Source organism: Lyngbya sp. PCC 8106, assembly GCF_000169095.1.
In the GTDB taxonomy this organism is placed as follows: domain Bacteria; phylum Cyanobacteriota; class Cyanobacteriia; order Cyanobacteriales; family Microcoleaceae; genus Capilliphycus.
This window is the reverse complement of sequence record NZ_AAVU01000005.1, coordinates 145561-168167: the sequence shown is the minus strand read 5'-3', so window position 1 is coordinate 168167 and position 22607 is coordinate 145561. Positions and strand designations below refer to the sequence as shown.

Annotated in this window: 15 protein-coding genes; 1 reads left to right on the top strand and 14 read right to left on the bottom strand. The window is 41.1% G+C overall.

The annotated features are described in order from the left end of the window. Positions 1 to 2: 2 nt before the first annotated feature. The 5 genes from rpsG to L8106_RS05435 all read right to left on the bottom strand — a co-directional run bounded on the left by rpsG (position 3) and on the right by L8106_RS05435 (position 4753). Positions 3 to 473: a 30S ribosomal protein S7 gene (rpsG, locus tag L8106_RS05455; RefSeq protein WP_009783217.1), complete on the bottom strand. Its 471-nt coding sequence runs from the start codon at positions 471 to 473 to the stop codon at positions 3 to 5. A gap of 80 nt (positions 474 to 553) precedes the next feature. Next, positions 554 to 925, bottom strand: a complete 372-nt coding sequence (gene rpsL / locus L8106_RS05450) for a 30S ribosomal protein S12 (protein ID WP_009783216.1) — start codon at positions 923 to 925, stop codon at positions 554 to 556. A 652-nt stretch (positions 926 to 1577) separates the two neighbouring features. Further along, positions 1578 to 1907 carry an iron-sulfur cluster assembly accessory protein gene (locus L8106_RS05445; protein ID WP_009783215.1) on the bottom strand — a complete coding sequence of 110 codons (330 nt, stop codon included), beginning with the start codon at positions 1905 to 1907 and terminating at the stop codon, positions 1578 to 1580. 133 nt (positions 1908 to 2040) lie between these two features. Continuing rightward, on the bottom strand, positions 2041 to 2460 hold the full coding sequence (locus tag L8106_RS05440) for a phosphomannose isomerase type II C-terminal cupin domain (RefSeq protein WP_039895566.1): 420 nt from the start codon (positions 2458 to 2460) through the stop codon (positions 2041 to 2043). A gap of 373 nt (positions 2461 to 2833) precedes the next feature. Continuing rightward, positions 2834 to 4753, bottom strand: a complete 1920-nt coding sequence (locus L8106_RS05435; RefSeq protein ID WP_083798369.1) for a phosphodiester glycosidase family protein — start codon at positions 4751 to 4753, stop codon at positions 2834 to 2836. A 676-nt stretch (positions 4754 to 5429) separates the two neighbouring features. Here L8106_RS05435 and gltB point away from each other — a divergent pair. Continuing rightward, positions 5430 to 10202, top strand: coding sequence for a glutamate synthase large subunit (gene gltB / locus L8106_RS05430; RefSeq protein ID WP_009783212.1), 4773 nt, complete (start codon positions 5430 to 5432; stop codon positions 10200 to 10202). Between the two features lie 119 nt (positions 10203 to 10321). Here the strand turns inward: gltB and L8106_RS05425 are convergent, their stop codons facing one another. From L8106_RS05425 to L8106_RS05385, 9 genes are all read right to left on the bottom strand, one after another. After that, positions 10322 to 12517 (bottom strand): hypothetical protein, encoded by a 2196-nt coding sequence (locus L8106_RS05425; protein WP_156803593.1) that lies wholly within the window; start codon positions 12515 to 12517, stop codon positions 10322 to 10324. A 164-nt stretch (positions 12518 to 12681) separates the two neighbouring features. Beyond that, on the bottom strand, positions 12682 to 13761 hold the full coding sequence (locus L8106_RS05420; protein ID WP_009783210.1) for a glycosyltransferase family A protein: 1080 nt from the start codon (positions 13759 to 13761) through the stop codon (positions 12682 to 12684). Positions 13762 to 13902: 141 nt separating this feature from the next. Further along, positions 13903 to 14520 (bottom strand): serine O-acetyltransferase, encoded by a 618-nt coding sequence (locus L8106_RS05415; protein ID WP_009783209.1) that lies wholly within the window; start codon positions 14518 to 14520, stop codon positions 13903 to 13905. A 69-nt stretch (positions 14521 to 14589) separates the two neighbouring features. After that, a complete protein-coding gene (locus L8106_RS05410; RefSeq protein WP_009783208.1) occupies positions 14590 to 15693 on the bottom strand; it encodes a glycosyltransferase in 1104 nt (367 codons plus the stop codon). A 19-nt stretch (positions 15694 to 15712) separates the two neighbouring features. After that, positions 15713 to 17008 carry an O-antigen ligase gene (locus L8106_RS05405; protein ID WP_009783207.1) on the bottom strand — a complete coding sequence of 432 codons (1296 nt, stop codon included), beginning with the start codon at positions 17006 to 17008 and terminating at the stop codon, positions 15713 to 15715. Continuing rightward, on the bottom strand, positions 16992 to 17927 hold the full coding sequence (locus tag L8106_RS05400; RefSeq protein WP_009783206.1) for a glycosyltransferase family 2 protein: 936 nt from the start codon (positions 17925 to 17927) through the stop codon (positions 16992 to 16994). Before L8106_RS05400 ends, L8106_RS05405 begins: the two co-directional genes overlap by 17 nt. Positions 17928 to 17996: 69 nt before the next feature. Further along, a complete protein-coding gene (locus L8106_RS05395; protein WP_009783205.1) occupies positions 17997 to 18896 on the bottom strand; it encodes a sulfotransferase in 900 nt (299 codons plus the stop codon). Between the two features lie 14 nt (positions 18897 to 18910). Beyond that, complete coding sequence (locus L8106_RS05390; protein ID WP_009783204.1) at positions 18911 to 20257, bottom strand: flippase; 1347 nt, start codon at positions 20255 to 20257, stop codon at positions 18911 to 18913. Positions 20258 to 20359: 102 nt separating this feature from the next. After that, positions 20360 to 22570 carry a GumC family protein gene (locus tag L8106_RS05385; protein ID WP_009783203.1) on the bottom strand — a complete coding sequence of 737 codons (2211 nt, stop codon included), beginning with the start codon at positions 22568 to 22570 and terminating at the stop codon, positions 20360 to 20362. Positions 22571 to 22607 lie beyond the last annotated feature (37 nt).

Below are 22607 nucleotides of genomic sequence, written 5' to 3'. Positions count from 1 at the left end.
TTTTAGTACCGATAATGGGCAAAGGCTTTGTTTGCATCTGCCATACGGTGGGTTTCTTCGCGTTTGCGAACAGCACTTCCGGTTTCGTTGGCAGCATCCATTAGCTCGTTAGCCAGTTTCATTGCCATTGTCCGACCCGCTCGTTGTCTGGAATAATTGATTAACCAACGCAACGCCAGGGTGGTTCCCCGTTCTGAGCGAACTTCCATCGGTACTTGGTAAGTTGCGCCCCCTACCCGTCTAGCTTTAACTTCCACTAACGGAGTCACGTTTCGTACTGCTTTTTCAAACAGTTCTAACGGTTCAGACCCGGTTCGTTCTTCGATAATTTTCATCGCATCATAGATAACTCGGTAGGCTAGAGATTTTTTCCCATGCCTCATAATGCGACGAACCATCATACTCACTAGGCGGCTATTATACACCGAGTCTGGGGGAACAGGACGTTTTTGAACTACTCTACGACGAGACATACCTAATTTTTACCCTAATTGCTTTTGATTATTAATCATTTCATCCAAGATCGGTCATTTGATGACTTAACTTCATACTTTTACTTAGGACGTTTGGCCCCATACTTTGATCGTCCTTGGCGACGGTCTTTTACTCCGGCTGTATCTAGAGTCCCCCGGATAATGTGATATCGGACTCCCGGTAAGTCTTTAACCCGACCTCCACGAATCATCACAACTGAGTGTTCCTGTAAGTTATGACCAATTCCAGGAATGTAAGCCGTGACTTCAAAGCCGGAAGTCAATCGAACCCGGGCGACTTTACGCAGGGCTGAATTGGGTTTTTTGGGTGTGGTTGTATAGACTCTTGTACAAACGCCTCGGCGCTGCGGACAACTCTTAAGCGCTGGCGATTTTGTCTTTTTCAGTGCTTTTTCTCGTGCAGATCGAATAAGTTGCTGTATAGTGGGCATGAGTTATCACATATTTCCTCAAATCGGCATTTTCTGGTTTTAGAGTCTTTGTCTGAATCAACTTCCGTTGAAAGTTTTCCCTCTCTACTCTTGGAGAAGGATTGGTTAGCCTAGCCTCACGAGTTACGTTAGTGGCTTGATTCACCGTTGCGTAGAACACTAACCGCAGTTAGTCATTCCCCGTTATCTACTGAGTCTACCGACTTCAACTCTCATCTAAAGAGAGCTTGATTTGAGATCTCTAACTCTACGAGGACACCAATTTTCCGGCGATGCGGGTCAATTGGGGAGACCTGCAAAATTCTGTCTATCTGGTGAATTTGAGTGATTGTTTTCCTGAATAACTCTAGATGAACTGACACTTCATCCCTTCACAACATAAGCTGCTTAGGCTTGGCTTTTCCAATGACTGGAGGCTGTTTGATGTCAGTCGTCTGGCGTGGACAGGAGAATCTCTGGGAATTTCACCTTTTTCTGACTTTACGCTCTTTAAAGATTCACGCTCCTGCTCAATTGAGCAGAGAATCCCTTGACCCCTTGGCGACAGGATACTAGACTGAATTCTTTAATTATTTTGATACCCAAATTGTTACTATAGGTAATAAAACTACAATTTGTCAAGTGTAGTTTAAAAAAATATTGTTAAGATCTCTCAAACTCTCGCCACAAATGAATGACTACAACCACAGGTTTGAGCAGCATTAGGGTTATTGAAGCGAAATCCTCCGCCCATCAAATCCTCTGAGTAGTCCAAAGTCAAACCTTCAAGTTGACTCAAACTTTGGGTATCAATCACAACCTGAATCTCACCACACTTGTAAACCACATCATCGGGTTGTAAGGCTTGGTCAAACGTCATTTGATAATACAAACCACAACATCCACCGGGCTGCACACGTACGCGAAACAAAGCATTGGCACTCTTTTGCTTTGATTTTAGACGAAACACTTCACGGGTTGCAGCTGGGGTGACTTGTATCATAACGACTAGAACGGTAAATCAGTAGTTCACAATTCAAGACTACAACTAGAGATCAGAAAAGGAAAGGTTCTTACCCCACATCCCCCGTTTCTAATCCCTAGTGATCTAATAGTGATATTATCCTAATTTCTTTTTATTTTGCTTGAGCGGGAGCGCGAGAATAATCATCTTGAAAACGAACGATATCATCCTCTCCCAAATATTCTCCGTTTTGAACTTCGATCAAAATCAACGGAATCACGCCAGGATTTTCCAAGCGGTGAGAAGTACACTGAGGAACATAAGTCGATTGATTCGCAAATAGCACTTCTTCGTGATCTCCACAAGTCACCTTAGCAGTTCCAGAAACTACAATCCAGTGTTCACTACGATGGTGGTGCATTTGTAGACTGAGGCGATGTCCAGGATTCACTTCAATCCGCTTAATCTTATAACCTTGGCCTTCTTCTAAAGTCGTAAAAGATCCCCAAGGACGCAACTCCGTAGACGCAATACCTTGAGAAGAAGTCTTAAGTTGGGTGGCAGTTTGAGGCTTTTCTTGAATAGCTACCATAATAATCTGTCCTTGAAGAATAGTTTGTTGATAGAAGGATTGTAGTAAATGCACTCGTCTAGGCATTCTGCTCTACACTTTTGGGGGTTATTGAGAATCCTCAATACCAACATCAGGTTTGAGCTTGCCATCAACGGGTTGCTTCTTTTCGCGGCTAATCTGACATCAACTCGCTAAAACTAACCAGTTGATCTCCAGAAGCACTCAGGCTGGAAAATAAGTTCTCTAACCTGCCGCCTCTTAAACGCTATGAACCAACATAACAAATTGATCTAGGCAATTGTCATCCCTGATTCTACGGAATTTGGATAATCTTTACGCAATCTTTACTTAAGTACAGTTCAGTTTACGAAAACTTCACAGCAATTTTGGCTCAGATTTCAGGTTGCCCAAACACTCCTAACCCATTGTGAATCGGGGCTGCGGTTTGAGCAGGACGATCAATCAATTCACCCCCAAGATACAAACTGGTGGAACTCCCCCCATCTAGATTTAAAGCCTCTACAGCCCCAAGTTTTTGTAGAATTTGAGCCAGTTCAGTTAAATTTGGCCCTGATCCCAAAGGGCGATTGTGAACAGCAACCAAAAGCAGTTTGTTGTCTGGGGTGCGACCAACTGCACTACGAATCGCCTGTTGGTTGCTAAACGCCTCACTAAAGCGTTCTGAGGGAGCATCTAATACAATTTCACCGGATTGTAACAATAACGGCCCTGCGGCTAAAATTTGCGGGTAAGTCTCCCAAATTGGGGGGTCAGTTTGGCTCTCAATTTTCACTTCTGTTCCAATCGGGAGTTGAGTCACTTTTTCCTTATGATTACGGACAACCAGTAGATAATCATCATCCAAAATGGGAACTGGAAGCTTGATAGGTCTTTCTCGAAATAAATGCTCAATAATGCGATGATTACGGGTAATCATTGCCCATTCGCGATCAAGAACCGGAAAATAGGTAGAACCCCAGTCGGAGGTATAACGAGAAATTCCGGCTTCCACATATCCACTATTAAGATGCTGAATCGGAAAACGGTTCCCAGTCGCCGTAATTAGAGTTTCAAAACGAGTCAAGCGATCCAGATAAATCTCACCTTGATCTGTCCAACCGATCGCACCTCGATTTAGAATAGGACTCGATAGCCAACGTCCCTGGCGACGAATAGCTCCCAGGGGAAACAGAGTATTGCGATTAAAGAACCCTCCGTTAATCGCGGCTAGGGCTTGCGATCGCGAAGCAGTTTTCAATAAAGGTGCCAATCCGACTCGCGAAGTATTACGGCTGAGAATAGGTTTTAGGGAAAGTTGAGGCGCAGTCAGATCAATTTCCAGCCAGAAGACCGGAAAACGGTTAGGAAGCGATGAAGCAGTGGGTTGAGAATTAGGAATTTCGATATATTGTTGTCGCCAACGTAATCCCGGCATCCAGAGGATATTCCGTTCCACTAAAAAATCAGGTCGAATATCGATCAGCAGACGATGAGGATCACTGAAAGTTGAAACCACCGGACGCCAACCGACGGGAACATTAAACGTGAGCGTGGTTTGGTGGCGATCACTTACCTGTTCGAGTCCATCAAGAGGGCGCTCCGAGAGAGAAGAAAACGGGGCGATCGCAGCCGGATCAAGTTGAGCGGCTAAACGGATCATCCAGGGAGTTAACGCCGGGCTAGAGGGCGAATTGGGGTCGTCTGGTAGAGGTTTTGAAGTAACGGTTGCTGGTTGAGGCGCGATTTGAGGATGTTCCCATAGAACTCGCTGATCCAATTCAATTTGTAATGTTCGGTAAGCAGCAAGCAGTTCAGGAGAAATCGGTAAATTAGTCGAAGGGGAAAGAGGGTGTTGTTGAATGGCTTTAATTGTTGCTGGAGGTGTAACAATTTTGAGGCGGGTTCCGACAACAGACAAATCCCATTGTCCCTTTTGGGCAAAAGCGGTAACATCTAGATATCGATTCGGTGAGTGATAAAAAGCGAATAATGTTAGAGGGGAGGAGTCGGCGGAAGAAAACCACTCGACAGGTTGTTGAGCGCTATCATTTGTGTTAAGTAGGTCTAGGCCTAAAAGCCTCATTAATCCCAGATCCCGAATTCCAACTCGTAGCGGTTGAGCTTCTGTGCTTTGCCATTGAACCCAAGCCAAATCAACTTCTTGGTTGTTCAATTCGATTAAGGAACCCTGTCGAATAATTTTGAGCGGCGATTGAGAAGCTTGTGAAGAAGAATTCTCAAAGCCGAATAGCACAGATAAAACAGTACAGATAGCAATGTACTGAGTCAAACGCCAGAATGATTGGAACATAGGAATAAAGTTCAGTTCGGCTTAAAGGTTAAATTTTTGAGAAGTCTGACCTTCAAACGCCACAGACCTCTAAAGACACAACAGACACCAACTCAGAGGTTAGAGTCGATGCTTACTCTACATAATTCTTGAGTGTATCCTAGTGACTACACAATTATGGTGGCTTAAAGCATTTATGCAGCTTGTTGAGGGCGTGTTCTAGGTTACATAATCAATTGAGGTTGATCGGTTTAGATCATCTTAGATTACGTCTTTTTTCGGTACCGATGAGCTATTCCTGTGGCAACATCGCCTTTTAAGAGAGGAATATTCTGAGGTGAAGGAAATTAAACCCGTAATTTCCAGCTCAACTCTGAGTCTATACCAACTGCAATTGACACTTAAATAGATATATTTTTAGTGACTACGCTGTTGGAAATTTTGCCAGTTTTTCTTTAATCCTAAATTACTTACAATTTCTATCAACCTTCCGGTGTCGAGACTGCGATCGCAAGTTCCGCGCAGGTATTGTTGTCGGAAAAAACGGATCAACTGGTTACGGAGCAATAAGTCTATCAAGGCGTTGAGGTATCGGGTTTGACTGAAATAGTTCCTCAACCCACCTGTAAAACTGCCATCTGTAGCCATTTTTGGCGCAGCGAGCGATTCCACAGTTAGTTTAATCGACATTTACGAAATGGATCACATCAACACAAGCGAGAATCAAAATCAACCGATGACAGGGGAAAAAATGGCGGAAGCCTCTGCAATCAAAGGTTTTTCGAGTCAGGGTACAACACAGAGTCAAACAAGTTCAGGGACTCCCTACGGGGGTCAACGATGGCTCGTTGAAGAACGAGATGCCTGTGGAGTCGGTTTTATTGCCAATCCATCCGGTGTAGCCAGCCATGACATTATCGAAAAAGCATTACCTGCACTCACCTGTTTAGAACATCGAGGCGGATGTAGTGCTGACTATGACTCCGGAGATGGAGCCGGGTTAATGAGTGCTATTCCCTGGGAATTGTTGCAACAGTCCCCCGAACTCTCTAGCCTTCAGCAGTTATCCCCAGAACAATTGCATCAAGCTTATGGGGTAGCGATGGTGTTTTTACCCCCCGACGAACAACAAGCCGCTAAAACTCGGCAAGTGATCGAGGAGGTATTGGCGGCAGAAAATTTGACGAATCTGGGATGGCGCAAAGTTCCCGTTAATCCCGATGTTTTAGGGCCACAAGCTCGAGAAAATCAGCCTTTGATCGAACAGGTCGTTGTCTCCTCCAAGACCGATCAAACGGGAGATGCTCTCGAACGGCAATTGTATCTAGCGCGACGTTCAGTTGGTTATGCTTTAGAAGCTAAAGGGTTTATCTGGGGGCAAAATGTCTATATTTGTTCCTTCTCCTGTCGCACAATTGTCTATAAAGGTATGGTGCGTTCGGCAGTGTTGGGAGAGTTTTATCTCGACTTAAAAAATCCGGCTTACAAGAGTGCCTTTGCAGTCTATCATCGACGTTTCAGCACGAATACGATGCCCCGATGGCCTCTAGCTCAACCGATGCGCTTATTGGGTCATAACGGCGAAATTAATACCCTTCTGGGTAATATTAACTGGATGCGGGCAGCCGAAGGTAAGCTAGCCTCGGACACTTGGGGAGAACGTCTAGAAACCTTAAAACCGTTTGTTGATGCGACCAATAGCGACTCGGCTAACCTCGATAATGTCATGGAGTTATTGGTGAGAACCGGACGAACTCCTCTGGAAACCTTGATGATTATGGTGCCGGAAGCCTACAAAAATCAACCGGATCTGCAATCGCGTCCAGAAATTGTCGATTTTTACGAATATTACAGCGGCTTACAAGAATCGTGGGATGGGCCGGCATTGCTGGTGTTTAGCGATGGTAAACAAGTCGGTGCCACTTTAGATCGTAATGGTTTGCGTCCGGCGCGGTATTGCATTACCAAAGATAATCTCGTGATAGTCGCCTCAGAAGCAGGGGTTGTAAATATTCCCGAATCCGAGATTGTTGAAAAAGGCCGTTTAGGGCCAGGGCAAATGTTAGCGGTTGATCTCGAAAGTCACGAAGTTCTCAAAAACTGGGAAATCAAAGAACGGATTGCCCGTCGCCAACCTTATCACGAATGGCTGGAGAACTATCGCGTTAACCTAGAACCTCAACCCTTCGAGGATGAGACTTCTAACCTCGATCCCCAAACCCAGTTGCGCCTACAAACGGCTTTTGGCTATGGTTCAGAAGATCTGGACATGGTGATCGCGGATATGGCAAGTTTGGGGAAAGAACCGACTTTTTGTATGGGGGATGATATTCCCTTGGCGGCGCTGTCAGACAAACCTCATTTGCTGTACGACTACTTCAAACAACGGTTTGCTCAAGTCACCAACCCCCCGATAGATCCATTGCGAGAATGGATCGTGATGTCGTTGAATATGCAACTCGGCGGGCGGGGAAATTTACTCGATCCGCAGCCCGAAAATGCCCGGATGCTGAAAATAGAGTCTCCTGTTCTCAATGAAGCTGAACTCGAAGCACTCTGTCAAAGTGGGTTTGAAACGATTAAACTCTCAACTTTATATCCCGTTTCGACAGGCCCAGATGGACTCGCACAAGCCATTAAGCAACTCTGCGGACGGGCTGAAGATGAAGTTCGCCAAGGCAAAAAAATTGTCATTTTAAGCGATTCTTCTGGGGAGACGCATCGCGATCACAATCTGAGTGCAGAATTGACTTATATTCCGCCTCTACTTGCTGTCGGTGCAGTTCACCATCATTTGATTACAACGGGGTTACGCTGTAGCGCTTCTTTAGTGGTTGAGACTGCTCAATGTTGGAGTACCCATCATTTTGCCTGTTTAATTGGTTATGGGGCTTCTGCGGTTTGTCCCTATTTGGCTTTTGCAAGTGTACGCGGGTGGTGGTCACAACCCAAGACTCAAAAGGCAATTGAACAAGGGAAATTGTCTCTGAGTTTAAGCGATGCTCAGAAAAATTATCGCACCGCAGTTGAAGGCGGTTTGTTAAAGATTCTCTCCAAAATGGGAATTTCCCTGCTGTCTTCCTATCAGGGCGCTCAAATTTTTGAAGCGATTGGCATTGGTGGTGATTTATTGGAATTGGGCTTTAAAGGCACAACTTCTCGGATTGGGGGGTTAACGGTTAACGAACTTAGTCAAGAAGTTTACCAATTTCATGTGAAAGCTTTCCCTGAAATTGAACAGAAAAAACTGGAAAATTACGGCTTTGTAAACTTCTTCAAACGGGGTGAATATCATAGCAATAACCCCGAATTGGCTAAAGTTTTACATCAGGCTCTCAAGAGTGTTAATGGTAATCAAAATGGTTCGGATGTACCGGGATATGACCATTATCAAGCCTATCAGAAATATCTAGAAGGTCGCCCGATTTCGGCTTTACGAGATTTGCTTGATTTTCAGAGCGATCGCCAATCCATTCCCCTCGAAGAAGTTGAATCTGTTGTCGAAATTGTCAAACGCTTTTGTACAGGGGGGATGTCATTGGGGGCGTTGTCGCCGGAAGCCCACGAAACTTTAGCGATCGCTATGAACCGCCTCGGCGGAAAGTCTAACTCGGGTGAAGGCGGAGAAGATCCAGCCCGGTTTAAAGCCTTGGAAGATGTTGATGACCAGGGGAATTCAGCCAGTCGTCCCTATTTAAAAGGCTTACGCAACGGAGATAGTGCGAGTTCCGCGATTAAACAAGTTGCCTCGGGACGGTTTGGGGTGACGCCAGAATACTTGATGAATGCCCACTCGATTGAGATTAAAATCGCCCAAGGGGCAAAACCCGGAGAAGGTGGACAGTTACCGGGTAAAAAAGTGAGTGCATACATTGCTATGCTGCGGCGATCTAAGGCAGGTGTAACGCTGATTTCACCGCCTCCTCACCATGATATTTATTCGATTGAGGATTTAGCCCAACTGATTTTTGACCTTCATCAGATTAACCCCGAAGCGTTGGTTTCGGTGAAGTTAGTGGCAGAAATTGGCATCGGTACGATCGCTGCTGGGGTGGCAAAGGCAAATGCTGATTATATTCAGATTTCTGGTCACGATGGCGGTACTGGGGCAAGTCCCTTGTCTTCGATTAAACACGCCGGTACACCTTGGGAATTGGGATTGACTGAAGTTCATCGGGTGTTGATGGAAAATAAACTTCGCGATCGCGTGCGGCTACGGGTCGATGGCGGCTTGAAGTCCGGCTGGGATGTGGTCATGGGGGCGTTGATGGGGGCTGAAGAATTTGGCTTTGGTACCATCGCCATGATTGCAGAAGGCTGTATTATGGCGCGGATTTGTCATACCAATAGTTGTCCGGTGGGTGTGACGACTCAACGGGAAGATTTACGCAAACGTTTTCCGGGTACGCCGGATCATGTGGTGAATTTCTTCTACTTGATCGCTTCGGAAGTGCAACAGTTATTGGCGCGTTTGGGCTATCGTTCGCTAACCGATATTATGGGCCGTTCTGATCTACTGAAGATGCGCGAAGGGGTACAACTGACCAAGACAAGCGCGATTAATCTCGATTGTTTGATCAATTTGCCCGATACCCGAAGTGATCGCGATTGGTTGAACCATGAGGGAGTTCACAGTAACGGCCCAGTCTTGGATGATGTGTTACTCGAAGATGCAGATATTGCGGCGGCGATTCGTAACCAGGGGACTGTTAATAAAACGGTTCGACTGGTGAATACTGATCGGACTGTGGGGGCGCGAATTGCTGGAAAAATTGCGGGTCGGTACGGTAATACCGGATTTTCAGGGCAAATTACTCTCAATTTCACGGGTTCAGCCGGTCAGAGTTTTGGGGCGTTTAATTTACCGGGAATGACGCTAACGTTGACTGGGGAAGCGAATGATTACGTCGGTAAAGGAATGCACGGCGGAGAGTTGATTATCAAGCCTTCCCCAGAGGCGAGTTATGATCCGTCGGAAAACGTGATTATTGGTAATACCTGTTTGTACGGGGCAACAGGAGGAACCCTGTATGCTTTGGGTCAAGCGGGCGAACGGTTTGCGGTGCGGAACTCGATGGGACGGGCGGTAATAGAAGGCGCTGGCGATCACTGTTGTGAATATATGACAGGTGGTGTTGTCGTGGTGTTGGGTGCTGTTGGTCGTAACGTGGCGGCAGGTCAAACGGGTGGTATTGGCTATTTCCTCGATGAAAATAACCAGTTGCCAGAACGGTTGAATGGGGAAATTGTCAAGATTCAACGGGTTTGTACTCCGGCTGGCGAAAAGCAGTTAAAGGAATTGATCGAACAACACGGCGAACGCACAGGTAGCCAAAAAGCACAGACAATTTTAGCCAATTGGTCTGAATATTTGCCGAAGTTCTGGCAAGTGGTACCGCCTTCAGAGGAGAATACTCCAGAAGCGAGTGCAGAAGGGTCTACAGAAAAGGTTGCGGTTACTGCTTCTTAACTCTAGTTAGACTCCAGAAAATTTGAACAAATACAATCAGTTAGGGGCGCATTTTGCGCCTTTTTCTTTGCTTTAAATAGAACTTCAGTTATCCCCTACTTTTTTTCTCTCCTGATTTGTCACCTATCCTGATTTGTTTCTAACAATTGTCCGTATATAAATCCATTTCCTCCTGTTCCCAGAAAGACTCGTCCAAAAACATTCATATCACCTGTGATTACTCTTAACTTTCCAAAATAACCCATTGGATAGTCTGCAATCTGAACCCAAGTTTGACCTAAGTTTGTTGATCGAAAAACACCTGTTTCGCCATTGATTTTACCTTGAAGGAAAACAGTTGGAGAAGTTGTGTTGGGTACGGCTTTACCAAAACCGAGAACATTCGCTTCCTCAACGGCAAGTTTAACAAAGTCTTCTCCAAAATTACTAGAACGGTATAAACCTTTTTCACTCAGACTTACCCAAACCTCGCCTTTAATACCGGGTGCTGTTTTCACGTTAGCACCCTGCCAAACCTCATCAGGTAGAGTTTCATTAACAATTTTCCAAGTTTCCCCTCCATCATCGCTGCGGAGAAAACGTCCACCTACATGATGATATATATAAAATGTTCCTGCTTTCACAGAATCAGCCGCTAATGCCTGTTGTCGGTTCCACAGATGAGTATGAGATCCCCTTTCTATTTCTTTCTGTTCAAAAAAAGAAATCTGTTGCCAAGTTCTTCCTCTATCTTTGGTGAAGTATGGAGTTTTTCCATTACTAGGTTGCCAAACAATATTTCGAGTATCGGTTGCAGAAACGGCAATATTACCGAATACTAGGTCACTGGGATGAGTTTTATTTTCAATTGAGCGAAAGTTGTGCCAGGTTTTGCCATAATTTTCAGAAAAACCTGCTCGTATCTCTTGGGGATTGTGATGACTTGCTCCAACAGAAACAATAAAATTAGGATGAGTGCTGCTGTAGGCTAAACTGGTTGTGGTGATAAAGTTACCATTTCCATGATTTCTGATGGGTACTGAACATAAGCTGTCATGATAAAATCCATCAAAATCAGCGATCGCAGTAATCAACTTTCCCCCAGGAGGACTAATTGCATCAAAGGTTACTGTTTCTTCAATACCATCAACTGTTGCTGACCATTTCACCTGTCTATCATGGGCTGAATTGGTTCTCCAAACCCCAACTCCATTGGTTAACCACAGTTCACCGGAATTAAACGGAGAGGCTGCAATACCCCCTGTTAGAGTATAAAAACTCCACTCTGGCCACCATGAAAGCTTATCAATTTTGTTGTGGAGTTGAACCCAAGTTTGACCTCCATTGTCAGATCGGTATATATCATCAGGAGTCATCGGATAGCTAACAACAAACAGAGTATCACTTGGGTTAGAAGAAATAGCGATCGCAGAATAATTTCGATTCGGTTTTGGAGTAATTTCTTGCCATTTTTCTGAGGTCAATTTCCAAACCGATCCGCGAGGATCTTTTTCTGTGCGATAAAAAGTAGTAATTAATTCTCCCTGAGTATTCACAACAGCCTGCTGAGGGACTAATTCTGTATCTGGGCCACCTTCTAGGTGTTTCCAAGTTGTTCCTCCATCAGTTGTGCGGTATATCCCTTCACCGGAAACGCCAACATAAATCACCTTTGTTCTGTTATCAGTTAGTCCTGAAGAACCATCAAAGACAACATAAGTGACTCCGGCTTGTTTATCAGTGTCAGGGTTCGGTTGACCAATGGGAACAAGTTCCGGGTTGACTTGACTCCAAGATGTTCCTCCATCTGTACTTCGCCATAACCCATTCAAACGAGAAGCAAAGTAGACAATATCACTATTATTTGGATCAACCGCTAGGCGTTCTCCTGTCCATCGCCAAGGTTCATTCCCTCCCATCGGTAAGGATAAGTCCAAAGTTTTCCAAGACTCTCCTCGGTCCGTAGATTTAAGTAAGAATCCAGAGACAAGTTGTTTTTTTGAACGGGTGTAACCGCCTAATGCAATGTAAACAATATTGGGGTTATTGGGATCAAGTGCTATACTCTCTACGTTATAGTCAATATTTCCAGGAACTGAATCAGCACTTAGGAGTTGCATCCAGCTTTGGTTAGTGGGATTCCAGCGAAAAGCTCCACCTGCATCTGTACGAGTATATATGAGATCAGGTGTACGAGGATGGATCACAATACCTGTAACAAATCCACCTGCTCCAATTTTGACTCCTCCCCACTCATAAGTTTCTTCTGTAGAGGTTATAAAGGTATCATCCCCTGCTAACTGAGAGCATTTTTCTGGAGCAATTAGAGAAGTCAAGGGACTTTGGATGAGTATAACCAAGAAGACAACAGATGTTGTCAGTAAACAGTACATAATTCGTGCAGAAAGGAAATTTCTACATGACTTGATAGAGAGAAAAAGTTTCTGAATTTTCACATACATAAAAATATAGAATAATTATGATTAACTCTTCCAAGAAATTAATCCGTTGACTTTCCCCAATATCCTATGGCTTTTCCTTTCTGAAGCTCAAAATTTGCTTGTATGGAGAGACTGATATCAACAAAAAATGCCAACGTAGCTAAAGGAAAAAATAAAACTGATTTGAATATAGATTTATTCGATAGACTTTGGAATCGACGAGTCAGAATATTTTGAGGAATTAACCATGAGCTTTTTTCTTGGGTTACTTTCTCAACCAGTTCATTTAGCCATAATGGATTTTGCTCATTACGTTGCTTAATCAATAAGCCCGTTTCTTGGAAATTGCTGACATGAGGCACAAGATCATGATAAAGCAGCTTATTAATTGTAGCTCCAATAATTAGCCATTTCTCGTGGCGTAAGATCTTACGCACGCCAATATAACTTTCAAAAACATGAGATGCTGAGGGAGACAGAATCACTCGTTCCGGTTTCATAGAAGCCGTTAATCCCTCTGTTGTAATCATGTCATAGATAAAGGAGTCGTCCATTTGTATTGATATTGGAAGCCAGATTTGACGGAGTACCTCTGCTCGCCCACAATAGAGTTGACCACAAATCCATGCTGCACCACCTTCTACTGCTTTATTTCCGGATAAACCTGCTACATTGGCAGAAAGCGTTTCCATCAGACTTTTTTGCTCTTTGAGCATGACATCTTTGATCGGTTTATCAACAGCAACCCACACTTCTGGTCTAGCTTCCAAGACGGCAATCATTGATTCTAATGTTTTAGGATCGAGCAATTCAATGTCAGAATCCATGAGAAAAAGATATTGAGCATCTGTTGCTGATAATGAGTGGGTATAGACATTCCAAGCATTCGATTTTCCCGGTTGTTGAATTTCAGAAACTTGCCAATCGATATTCGGATTGTTCAATACACCTATTGAAGTTTCTAAAGTTTTTTTTGCAATTTCTGCGGTATTATCTGTACATCCATTGGGAACAACAATAATTTCGATAATCCATTCTGGATTGGGTTCCTGAAATAGACTCTGCTGTAAGAGAGAATGCAGCATTTTGACAATAAACTCAGACTCATTATACGCTAGAATACCGATGCTAATTTTCATATTAATAATTTCCAAAATCCCAAGTTAATTATATGCCAAAAAGTGCTATTGTTCAAAACATGAAATAATATTTTTTAATCAGTATGATGTCCTGGTTTCTCACCCATCATACTGATTAAAAATCAAGAATCAAGAAATCTTTTAACACTCTAATTTTTCCATCGGTGTATTCACTGAACTTTCAGGTTTATCTCGATATTTAATGAAATCTTGAGACCCCTTATAGTTAATTACCTTAGCCGGAATTCCAACTGCAACTGCATTATCGGGCAGATCTTTTGTAACAACAGCATTGGCTCCAATGGCAACATCATTTCCAATTGTAATTGGACCAAATATTTTCGCACCTGGGGCAATATAAACTTGATCCCCGATTTGAGGACAACCTTTTTTTTCTCCTCGTCCACCGACACCAATCGTTACCTCTTGGCTTAAATTACAATAGTCTCCAATCTTGACATCGCAATGAATATAGATTCCGCCCGTATGGGGAATATAAAGACCTTTGCCAATTTCAGCTCGATTAGGAATTTCCATTCCAGTTATAATTTCGATTAATTTTTGCCAGATTGCACAAAAAGCTTTCAAAAGTTGTCGAATTACAGGAACATGAACTTTAATATGTACCCATCGACTAAATCGATATTGTATCGTTGCCCATATTCCTTGCTTAAATAAAACAATCATCAGCCAAGAGTAACTATCAGTATAAACATATCGATCAATATCGACTTTTAAAGCTTCAAATAGATCCAACATTTTGAAAAAAATCCTATTCAAGAAGATATTCTTATTATATTACAAAACATAATTGAGCAAGGCAGTTTTTTAAATTGAGGTGGTTAGCCATAACTTTTGATATTGAGAGACTGAATTTTCCAAAGAAAAGTCTCGAGATCGCTTTTGTAGTAATGTTGAATCTGTGGGTGTAGTTATTGTTTGGAGAATTGCCTCTGCCATTTCATCGCTATCTCCAACCTTAACTAACTGACCATACTGACCATTTGCTAAAATCTCTGCTGGGCCACTTTCACAATTTGTAGAAACTACCGGAGTTCCTACAGCCATTGCCTCCACTAAAACATTACCAAATCCTTCCCAGGCAGATGAAAGAACTAGAACTGCTGAATGTGCCATGTAAGCATAGGGATTTGGGACAAATCCAGGAAAAGCAACGTCTTTTGTAATACCAAGCTTTTGTACCAAAGATTCTAAATAAGAATGTTCTTCTCCTTCACCCAGTATGATTAATCGAACCAATTTATGCTGTCTAACTTTTGCAAAGGCATGAATTAATGTTGGAAAATCTTTTTGTTTATTTAAGCGTCCAACTCCCAAAATAATGGGAGGCTGTTCTGGTAAAAACCATTCGTGTTCGACGATAGGTTCTTGAGCTTTTTTAAGAAGTTCAGGAGTAAAAATAGGATTATAAATAACATGAATTTTTGGGGAGTCTAAACCAATTTTGACTAAATCTTCAGCTACACCTTTAGAAACAGAAACTACGGTATTTGCCAAAGGATAAAACCAGCGTACCATCAGAGGAGATAACTTTCGTTTGAGTTGAGTTGCGTTCTGAGACTCGCGGGAAAGATTGTTATGAACAGTGACTATTGTTTGAGTTTGAACTTGAGCCAAACGATGAGCAATAAGAGCGACAACATTTGTATCTTCTAAGGCGGAAAGTAAGGCTATTGGACGTTCAGTTTTAAGGTAATCAATTAATTTGGGTAAACTCTCTAAAAGTCGTTTTTTCTGAAAGTCAATAACCCGAACCTTTGATGAGATTTGAGATAAGTAGGGGCCTTCAGCTTTCACTAAAATGAGATCGATGCTCATACCCTGTTCGGCAAAGCCTTTAGCCAAGTTAATCATCACTCGTTCGGCTCCTCCTCCATCTAAAGAGGTTAAAAAAATTGCGATTTTAGTCATTAATGATCATCTCCCAAGTTTAAGGTAACAATAGTGGTTTTGAGTGTGCGCCGTAGGAAGGTTCTATCTTCTCTTTATTGAAGTATGAAAACCGAGATAGAGCTAGTGCTACATAGAGAACCCAGAAAATAGAATTATGTTCAATCAGAGTCATCTCTGTTTGATTATAAAGAATCAGAAAGGATAAGTAGAGCAGGGGCCACAACCCTTCTGATGTTTCTGTTATCCGAATTAAAATAAAGGACTTTCTTACCACACTCAAAAAACTTAATCCAAAGAGTAATGCACCCACAAAGCCAAAACCAAGAACTAACTCAATAAACCCATTATGAGAATGAGGTGGAATGTATGTTGTTCCATAAACTTTACCCACATAGGCAGATTCCCCATAAACACCATGCCAAAATCCCATATATCCGAATCCTAACCACGGTCTTTCTTGAATTTTATCAAACAAGGCAGACCAAATTACTGTACGACCAGATAGAGTTAAATCTCGTCCGGCGGCTGACACCAATCTTTCTGCATTACTCACCACAAATGTAATCACACATCCAATGGTTAATATACCGCTCAGGAAGAAAGGAATTGCTCTGAGAGAGTACCATCGTAGAGCCTTGTATAATGAATAAAGCATGAACAATAATATTAGCAACATTAGAGCAGTCTTTGAAGTCGAAAGCAAGACTAAAGCAACAAATAAAAATAAAAATATCTTTTTAAGATAAAACTGCCTTTTATTTTTTGGTGTTGTGACTAAAAAAACAATAAATCCTAAAATCATCAAGCGAGCTAAAAGATTTTTCTGAATCAGTAAACCTCGCCAAGCTCCTGCATGAATTCCATACTCTATTCCACTTCCTGGGACAGCTAAAGTAAATAACAAGTTGAGTAATAAGGCAATTCCAAGCGCTCGTGTAATCAGTTGCAGTTGGTCTGGTAAGGGATACCGTGATGCCAGATAGATACTAAATACAGTTGTTTCCAAAAATGCAATTGAACGACGCTGAGTTAAATCTGGAAAATCAGACCAGAGAAAGGAAAGAAGAATAAGTATCACTAAGCCCCAGACAAATCGCCCTCTGAGGACAGTTCTTATCGTCATTTTCCATCGTTCAAAGAGTAAAAATAGAGTAATTAGGAAGATTCCATGTTGCATCAGTGAAAGAAGGGGTGAAAAAGGATTATAAGTTAAAATAACTCCCTCTTCGCCCTCAGAAGCACTAAACAAACTTTCGGCATCCAATGAACGAGTAAAAAAGAGCAAAGCGCAAATTGTAAATAGATGCTCAAAAGATTTAGGTAACTTTTTCACCGCTATTTCTCCGGAGGTTCACTTGTTTCATTCGATGATATAGACTTCTCAAATTAATTTCTAGTTTTTCATAAAAAGATAAGCTTAAAAAATAGTTTTTAATCAGAATTTCATGGCTTTCATTGTCCAACTTTAAAGGCTGGTATTTACTCAATCCCATTGCAAATATATTGTGAGAAAATTTTGAAATATAAGGGATATTTTCCCGGAGATGATAAGCGGTTAACATCTCTATTTTTGCCCGGAGTTCCTGTTTGTCTTTTCTCATCGTATAAGCATTGTTACCGTGTATTCTTTGCAAAGCTAAATCCTGCAACAGTATAAAACCTGGACTAATTCCAAAAGCTGAATATTTTAAGTAATCATCACTGGTGATTCTAATTTCTTCAGGCATAGGTAGAATTTGCTGCAATAGCTTTCGAGTGAAGCAAAGTCCCGAAGTTACCGTTCCTTGAAAGGGGATATAATCCCTTAATTTCCCTCGCTGAATATAAGGCCTGACATCGTAGACTCCTGATTTCCCTGTATGTATTGTTGTTTCGCTATACGCTAACAAATCCTCTGTTGCATACCTCAGAGGATGAAAACACCATCCAATCTCTTGATGGTGTTCAAAACAGTTAACAATCTGGGTAACTTTTTCAGGTAGAAATACATCGTCAGCATCCAGAAAACAGATAATATCTCCTTGACTTTTAGCAAACCCTACATTAAAAGCTGATGCTTGACCTCCATTTTCTTTAAAAATTGTAGTAATTTTATTTTGATAAGATGTGATAATTTCGCAAGAGTTATCAGTAGAACCGTCATCAACTAAAATAATTTCTACATCTGAATAAGTTTGACTTAAGGCACTATCGATAGCATCGGACACAAAATGTCCATAGTTATAGTTATTGATCAGAATGCTGACTAACATTTTTTTTCCATGATGAGTTTGATAACTTAAAGAAAGTCAATTCAAAAAATGACAATTAAATCATTTGATCTATTTCCTCCAGTGACTGAGATCTCTATTCAAGATTTTTTCTAGTTTGTCTATTTCTTCTTGAAACTCTTTAATTAATTCTGAACGAAAATGAGGACTTAAAGGGGGTCGCTGATACTCTTGATTGTTGATTTGACGCACCGCATTAGCGATTCCAAAACTTTTGACTCCAACCGCTTGTTTGGCAATCTTAACTCCATCTAACACGACTTTTGGAGTTCTATCTGTTAAGAGTGCAAGCCAAGCAACTTTGTATTTCTTATTCGCATTAATTCGAGGAAAATGACTTCTGTGATCCGAGGGAACATTGAGAAAGGATAGTACCTCTTCGTAAATCGATTGAGTTGAAGTCTTAAAATCATCAAACAAGATAATTTTAACCTGTTGAGGTTTAAAAAATGACAGGAGATTTTCAACTTGAGATCCCAATTGACCAATCATTCTATATTGCAAGGCTTTTGGATTTTCAGCTAAGGGAGGAAGATTTTCTCCTCTTTCTCTTGCATCTTGTAAACGCCAGGCTTTTTCAAAATCAACTTCAACTTCATCTTGATTGAAAAAGAGTTGAGAATGATAAGAGTAAACTAAATCAATTGGATTACGAAGCATGGCAATAATCTTAGCATCTGGCTTGTACTGATATATCTTTTCAATTGCTGTAGATGAACAAAGATAATGAACAGATGCTTCTCCGATGGCTAGCTTTCCCTCTGCATTTTGAAATAAACTGAGATACTGATCCCAAGTTTTAATATTAGGAAGTTGGAAGTATTCTGCAAAAAACCGAGGCTCTTTAGGTGCAGAAATGTAGACATTAGGATGTTCACTGAGATAATCGCTGAGAGCAGTAGTTCCACATTTGGGTGCGCCGACGATAAAAAAGTTTGGCTGATTCATCATAATCCTTGTTTTGGTTATTTTATAGCTAAAATTGTTGAATTTATTTTCAGTCTTTTGTAAGCAAATACTGCTAAAATTATATTCCAAACCATCATACTAGCAGCGGTTGCTGTTGCTGCTCCTTCTGCACCCCATTCTGGTATTAGGATAACATTTAATAAAATATTTAGCAAGGCACTAATGGTTACTCCTATTGCAGTATCACGCTCGTGACCTGTCATTAGTAAAAGAAGTGCAACTGAACCAGTTGATGCATTAATAAGTTGTCCCAAACACAGGATAATTAAAGCAGTTTTTCCTTGAATAAATTCCGCACCAAATAAAAGTAAAAAATGCTGGCCAAAGACCATTAAAATTGTAGCAATTATTAGCGCAGCAAAAAATACAACTCGACAACCATTAGTCACAACTTTCTGTAGTTTTTTTAGGTCTCCTTCTGCATATAAGCTGGCAAAAGTCGGAGCTATTGCTGTATTAATTGCAATTAAAACAAAAGAAATTAATCCTGCACCCCGATTTGCAACTGTGTAAAGACCTACGGTTTCAGAATTTTTTAGAATTCCTAACATGACGGTATCGGTCTGATTATTAATCAGATACATACTCCCAATCAACAACATTGGTAATGCGCTTTTAATCCAATATTTGGATTGGTACTCTGGTAGGGCCTGCTTGATGCTTTTGGGACGGTGTTTTCGCAGCAGCCATTCGCCCACTAAATAAGTCGTAATACTGGCGACTAGGTAAATACCCATCGCTCCCGATGCCGTTATATTTTTATTCAAAAAAAATGCTATTCCACCCAGACTTGTAATTAATATAATCGGTCGAACTAGCATTTCTGGTATTTGTCCAACCACAATATGACGTAGAGCCTGCATGGTTGACTGTCTAAGTCGTGAAAGAGCCATGAACGGTAATGAGATCATGGCGATCGCAAAAACCAAGAGTTGTTGGGAATTAGAAGTTAATGTTAATCCCCAAATAATTAAAGTTGTGAGTAAAGCTAAACCAACAGAATTTAATAAAACAATACGATTTGACCATTGAATTAAACCGTGAGATAAATTCCATTTGGATTGAGTTTGATAAATGGCAACTTCACGAGTGAGCAATCCTTCCAACCCAAGAACTGCTGGAATGACTAATAAATTTACCCAGGCTGTAACATAAGTATAGCTTCCAAATTCTTGGAAACCTAAAACACGAGCTAAAAGCAAACTGTTAGCATATATTAAAAAAGCATTAGCTACTTTAAACCCAAAAGTTCCTGTCGCTGATTTTAATAAAAAACGATGTAAATTATTTGTGGAACTTTTGTTTTTTTTACGTTTTTTTATTCGGTCTATAATCTTAATCATAAATTTTTAGATTTTGTTTTATATTTTTTAATGTAGTTCTTCGGTAAATCTTAGAGATTTAATCTATGATTTGAGTAGATTGCTATTTTTTAGATGAATTTCTTAGAGGTGGGACTGTAGACAATCTTCATTTTGTAGATATGTAACGTTAGTATCGTTTTTAAAATAGCTTTTCGCGTAATGAAAATAACTGTCTGGCTCATTCTCCACGACCACGCCATTGGTCACCAAACCTAAAACCTTTTGACCTGATTTTGTAAGTAAATCTTTGGCAGCAATAGCACTAACACTATCAATCACTTTGGGTCGAGCTACTAATAAAATGCCATCACTTTTTTTTCCTAAAGTTAAAGCGTCAGCAACTAATAATAAGGGAGAAGTATCGACGATGATAAAATCATAAATTGCTCGTAAATCTTTCATTAAGCTATTCATTCGTTTGGACTCAAGAAGCGCCAAAGAATTAGGAGGAATGACTCCTGACGGAAGAACATCTAGATTATAACTAATCCGCTTAATTGCACTATTTAATTCAACTTTGTTAACGATGACATCACTCAATCCAACTTCATTCGTTAAATTCCAAATGTGATGTTGCTGAGGATGATGTAAATCGGCATCAATTAATAGAACCCTACTGCCAACTTGAGACATGGCTGCGGCTAAATTAGCTGAAATTGTAGATTTACCTTCTTGAGAAACAGCGCTGGTAACAACAATAAAATTGAGTTCATGATCAGGACTAATAAACTTGAGATTAGCTTGTAGCATTCTATAGGCTTCACTAATAATTGAGTGAGGATCTTTTATAGCCTGATGTTCCGGAATAACTGATTCCAAGCGTTTACCGGGAAAGGAAACTTTTTTCTTTTTAGAATTGGGAATCATCCCCAGTAAGGTGTAGGAATTAAAAATATTTCGTAGTTCCTTACTGGTTTTGATCGAACGATCTAAGAGTTCTAAAACAAAAGATACAATTACATACAAGACACCCCCGACGATTATTCCCATTGCTACGACGATCTTTTTACTGGTTGAAACAGGATATTGTGAAATAATAGCTGGACTAACAATCTGAGCGTTCCCTACATTTTGATTTTCAGCAATTTGAACTTGCTGGAGACGATCCACTAGAGTCGTGTATGTGGCTTGAGCAGCTTCTACCTTACGTTCTAGCTCTCGTTGAGTCTGTTCAAGTTGAGGTAAAATTTTAGCTCTTTGTTGTTGTTCTGCATGAATTGCATAGAGTGATTCAAGCTGTTTCCTTAAACCTTCTATTTCTGCTTCAGAAGAAACCAGTTGTTCAGCTAATCCCTTTTCGATTTCACCCAAAGAGAAGTCACTTTGAGAAATATTTTGACTTCTTGCAACTTGACTGACTCTATCTTGAAGAAGTTGTTCCAGAGCTACTTTTTGATTCTCTAAGATTCTAACTTCTGGAGATAGATCAACGAAAACTGTTCGTTGTATAGCTAATTGATCTTCTACCTCGTGCAGTTTACTAAGTACCTGCTGAACCGAATCGGATTCACTTAAAGCACTACGATTAATTGCTTCGGCTGAAGAAAGACCCAATTTATTTTTAACTTCTACCGTTCGAGCCATTAGTTTTTCAATCTGAGTTTGAGTCGCTTCAATCTGACTATCAAGTTGCTCAATTGTTTGTACTGCCAATGTAGATTCTTGTTGTAAATCAATAATATTGTTTTTTTCTTTGAAACGACGCATATCTTCCTCAGCTTTTAGAAGTTCTCTCTCGGTTTTTGGAAGTTTTTCACTAATAAATTCTCGTGCAGAAACAGCTTCAGCACGATTAACTAGCAAGTTGTTTTTGATATAAACTTCTATTAGGGTATTAACGATATCACCTGCTTCTTGGGGATCTGTACTGGTGTAAGAAATCGTTAAAACGTCAGTCCCCGGAATACCTTTTACTCCCAACTTGCTAACGAAATCTTCGTAATTCACTAACTCACCTTCGTCTGTGGTTAAGTTTAAGGATTCTATGGTTTGCTTAATAATAGGACTCGAACGAAGTACCTCCGCTTCTGTATCTAGCGGTGAATCCTGCATATTCAGAGAATCTAATGTTCCAATTTTCTCTCCGGCATCTGTAACTAAGGCAGAAATTGCGTTTTGCTTCTTCAGGCGCAATTTACCATAAGCTGCATATTCTTCTTCTATTGAGAATGCGGCATATACTGCTGCTCCGATAGCTAGCAACCAAACTAATGTTGCAGGTAGCCAATGCCGCTTGAGGATTAACCAATACTTTTGGAGATCAATATCCTCTGGGTATTCTTGAGATTGCATGGGCGACGAATAGGGATTATTTATCAAGTTAAGAAGC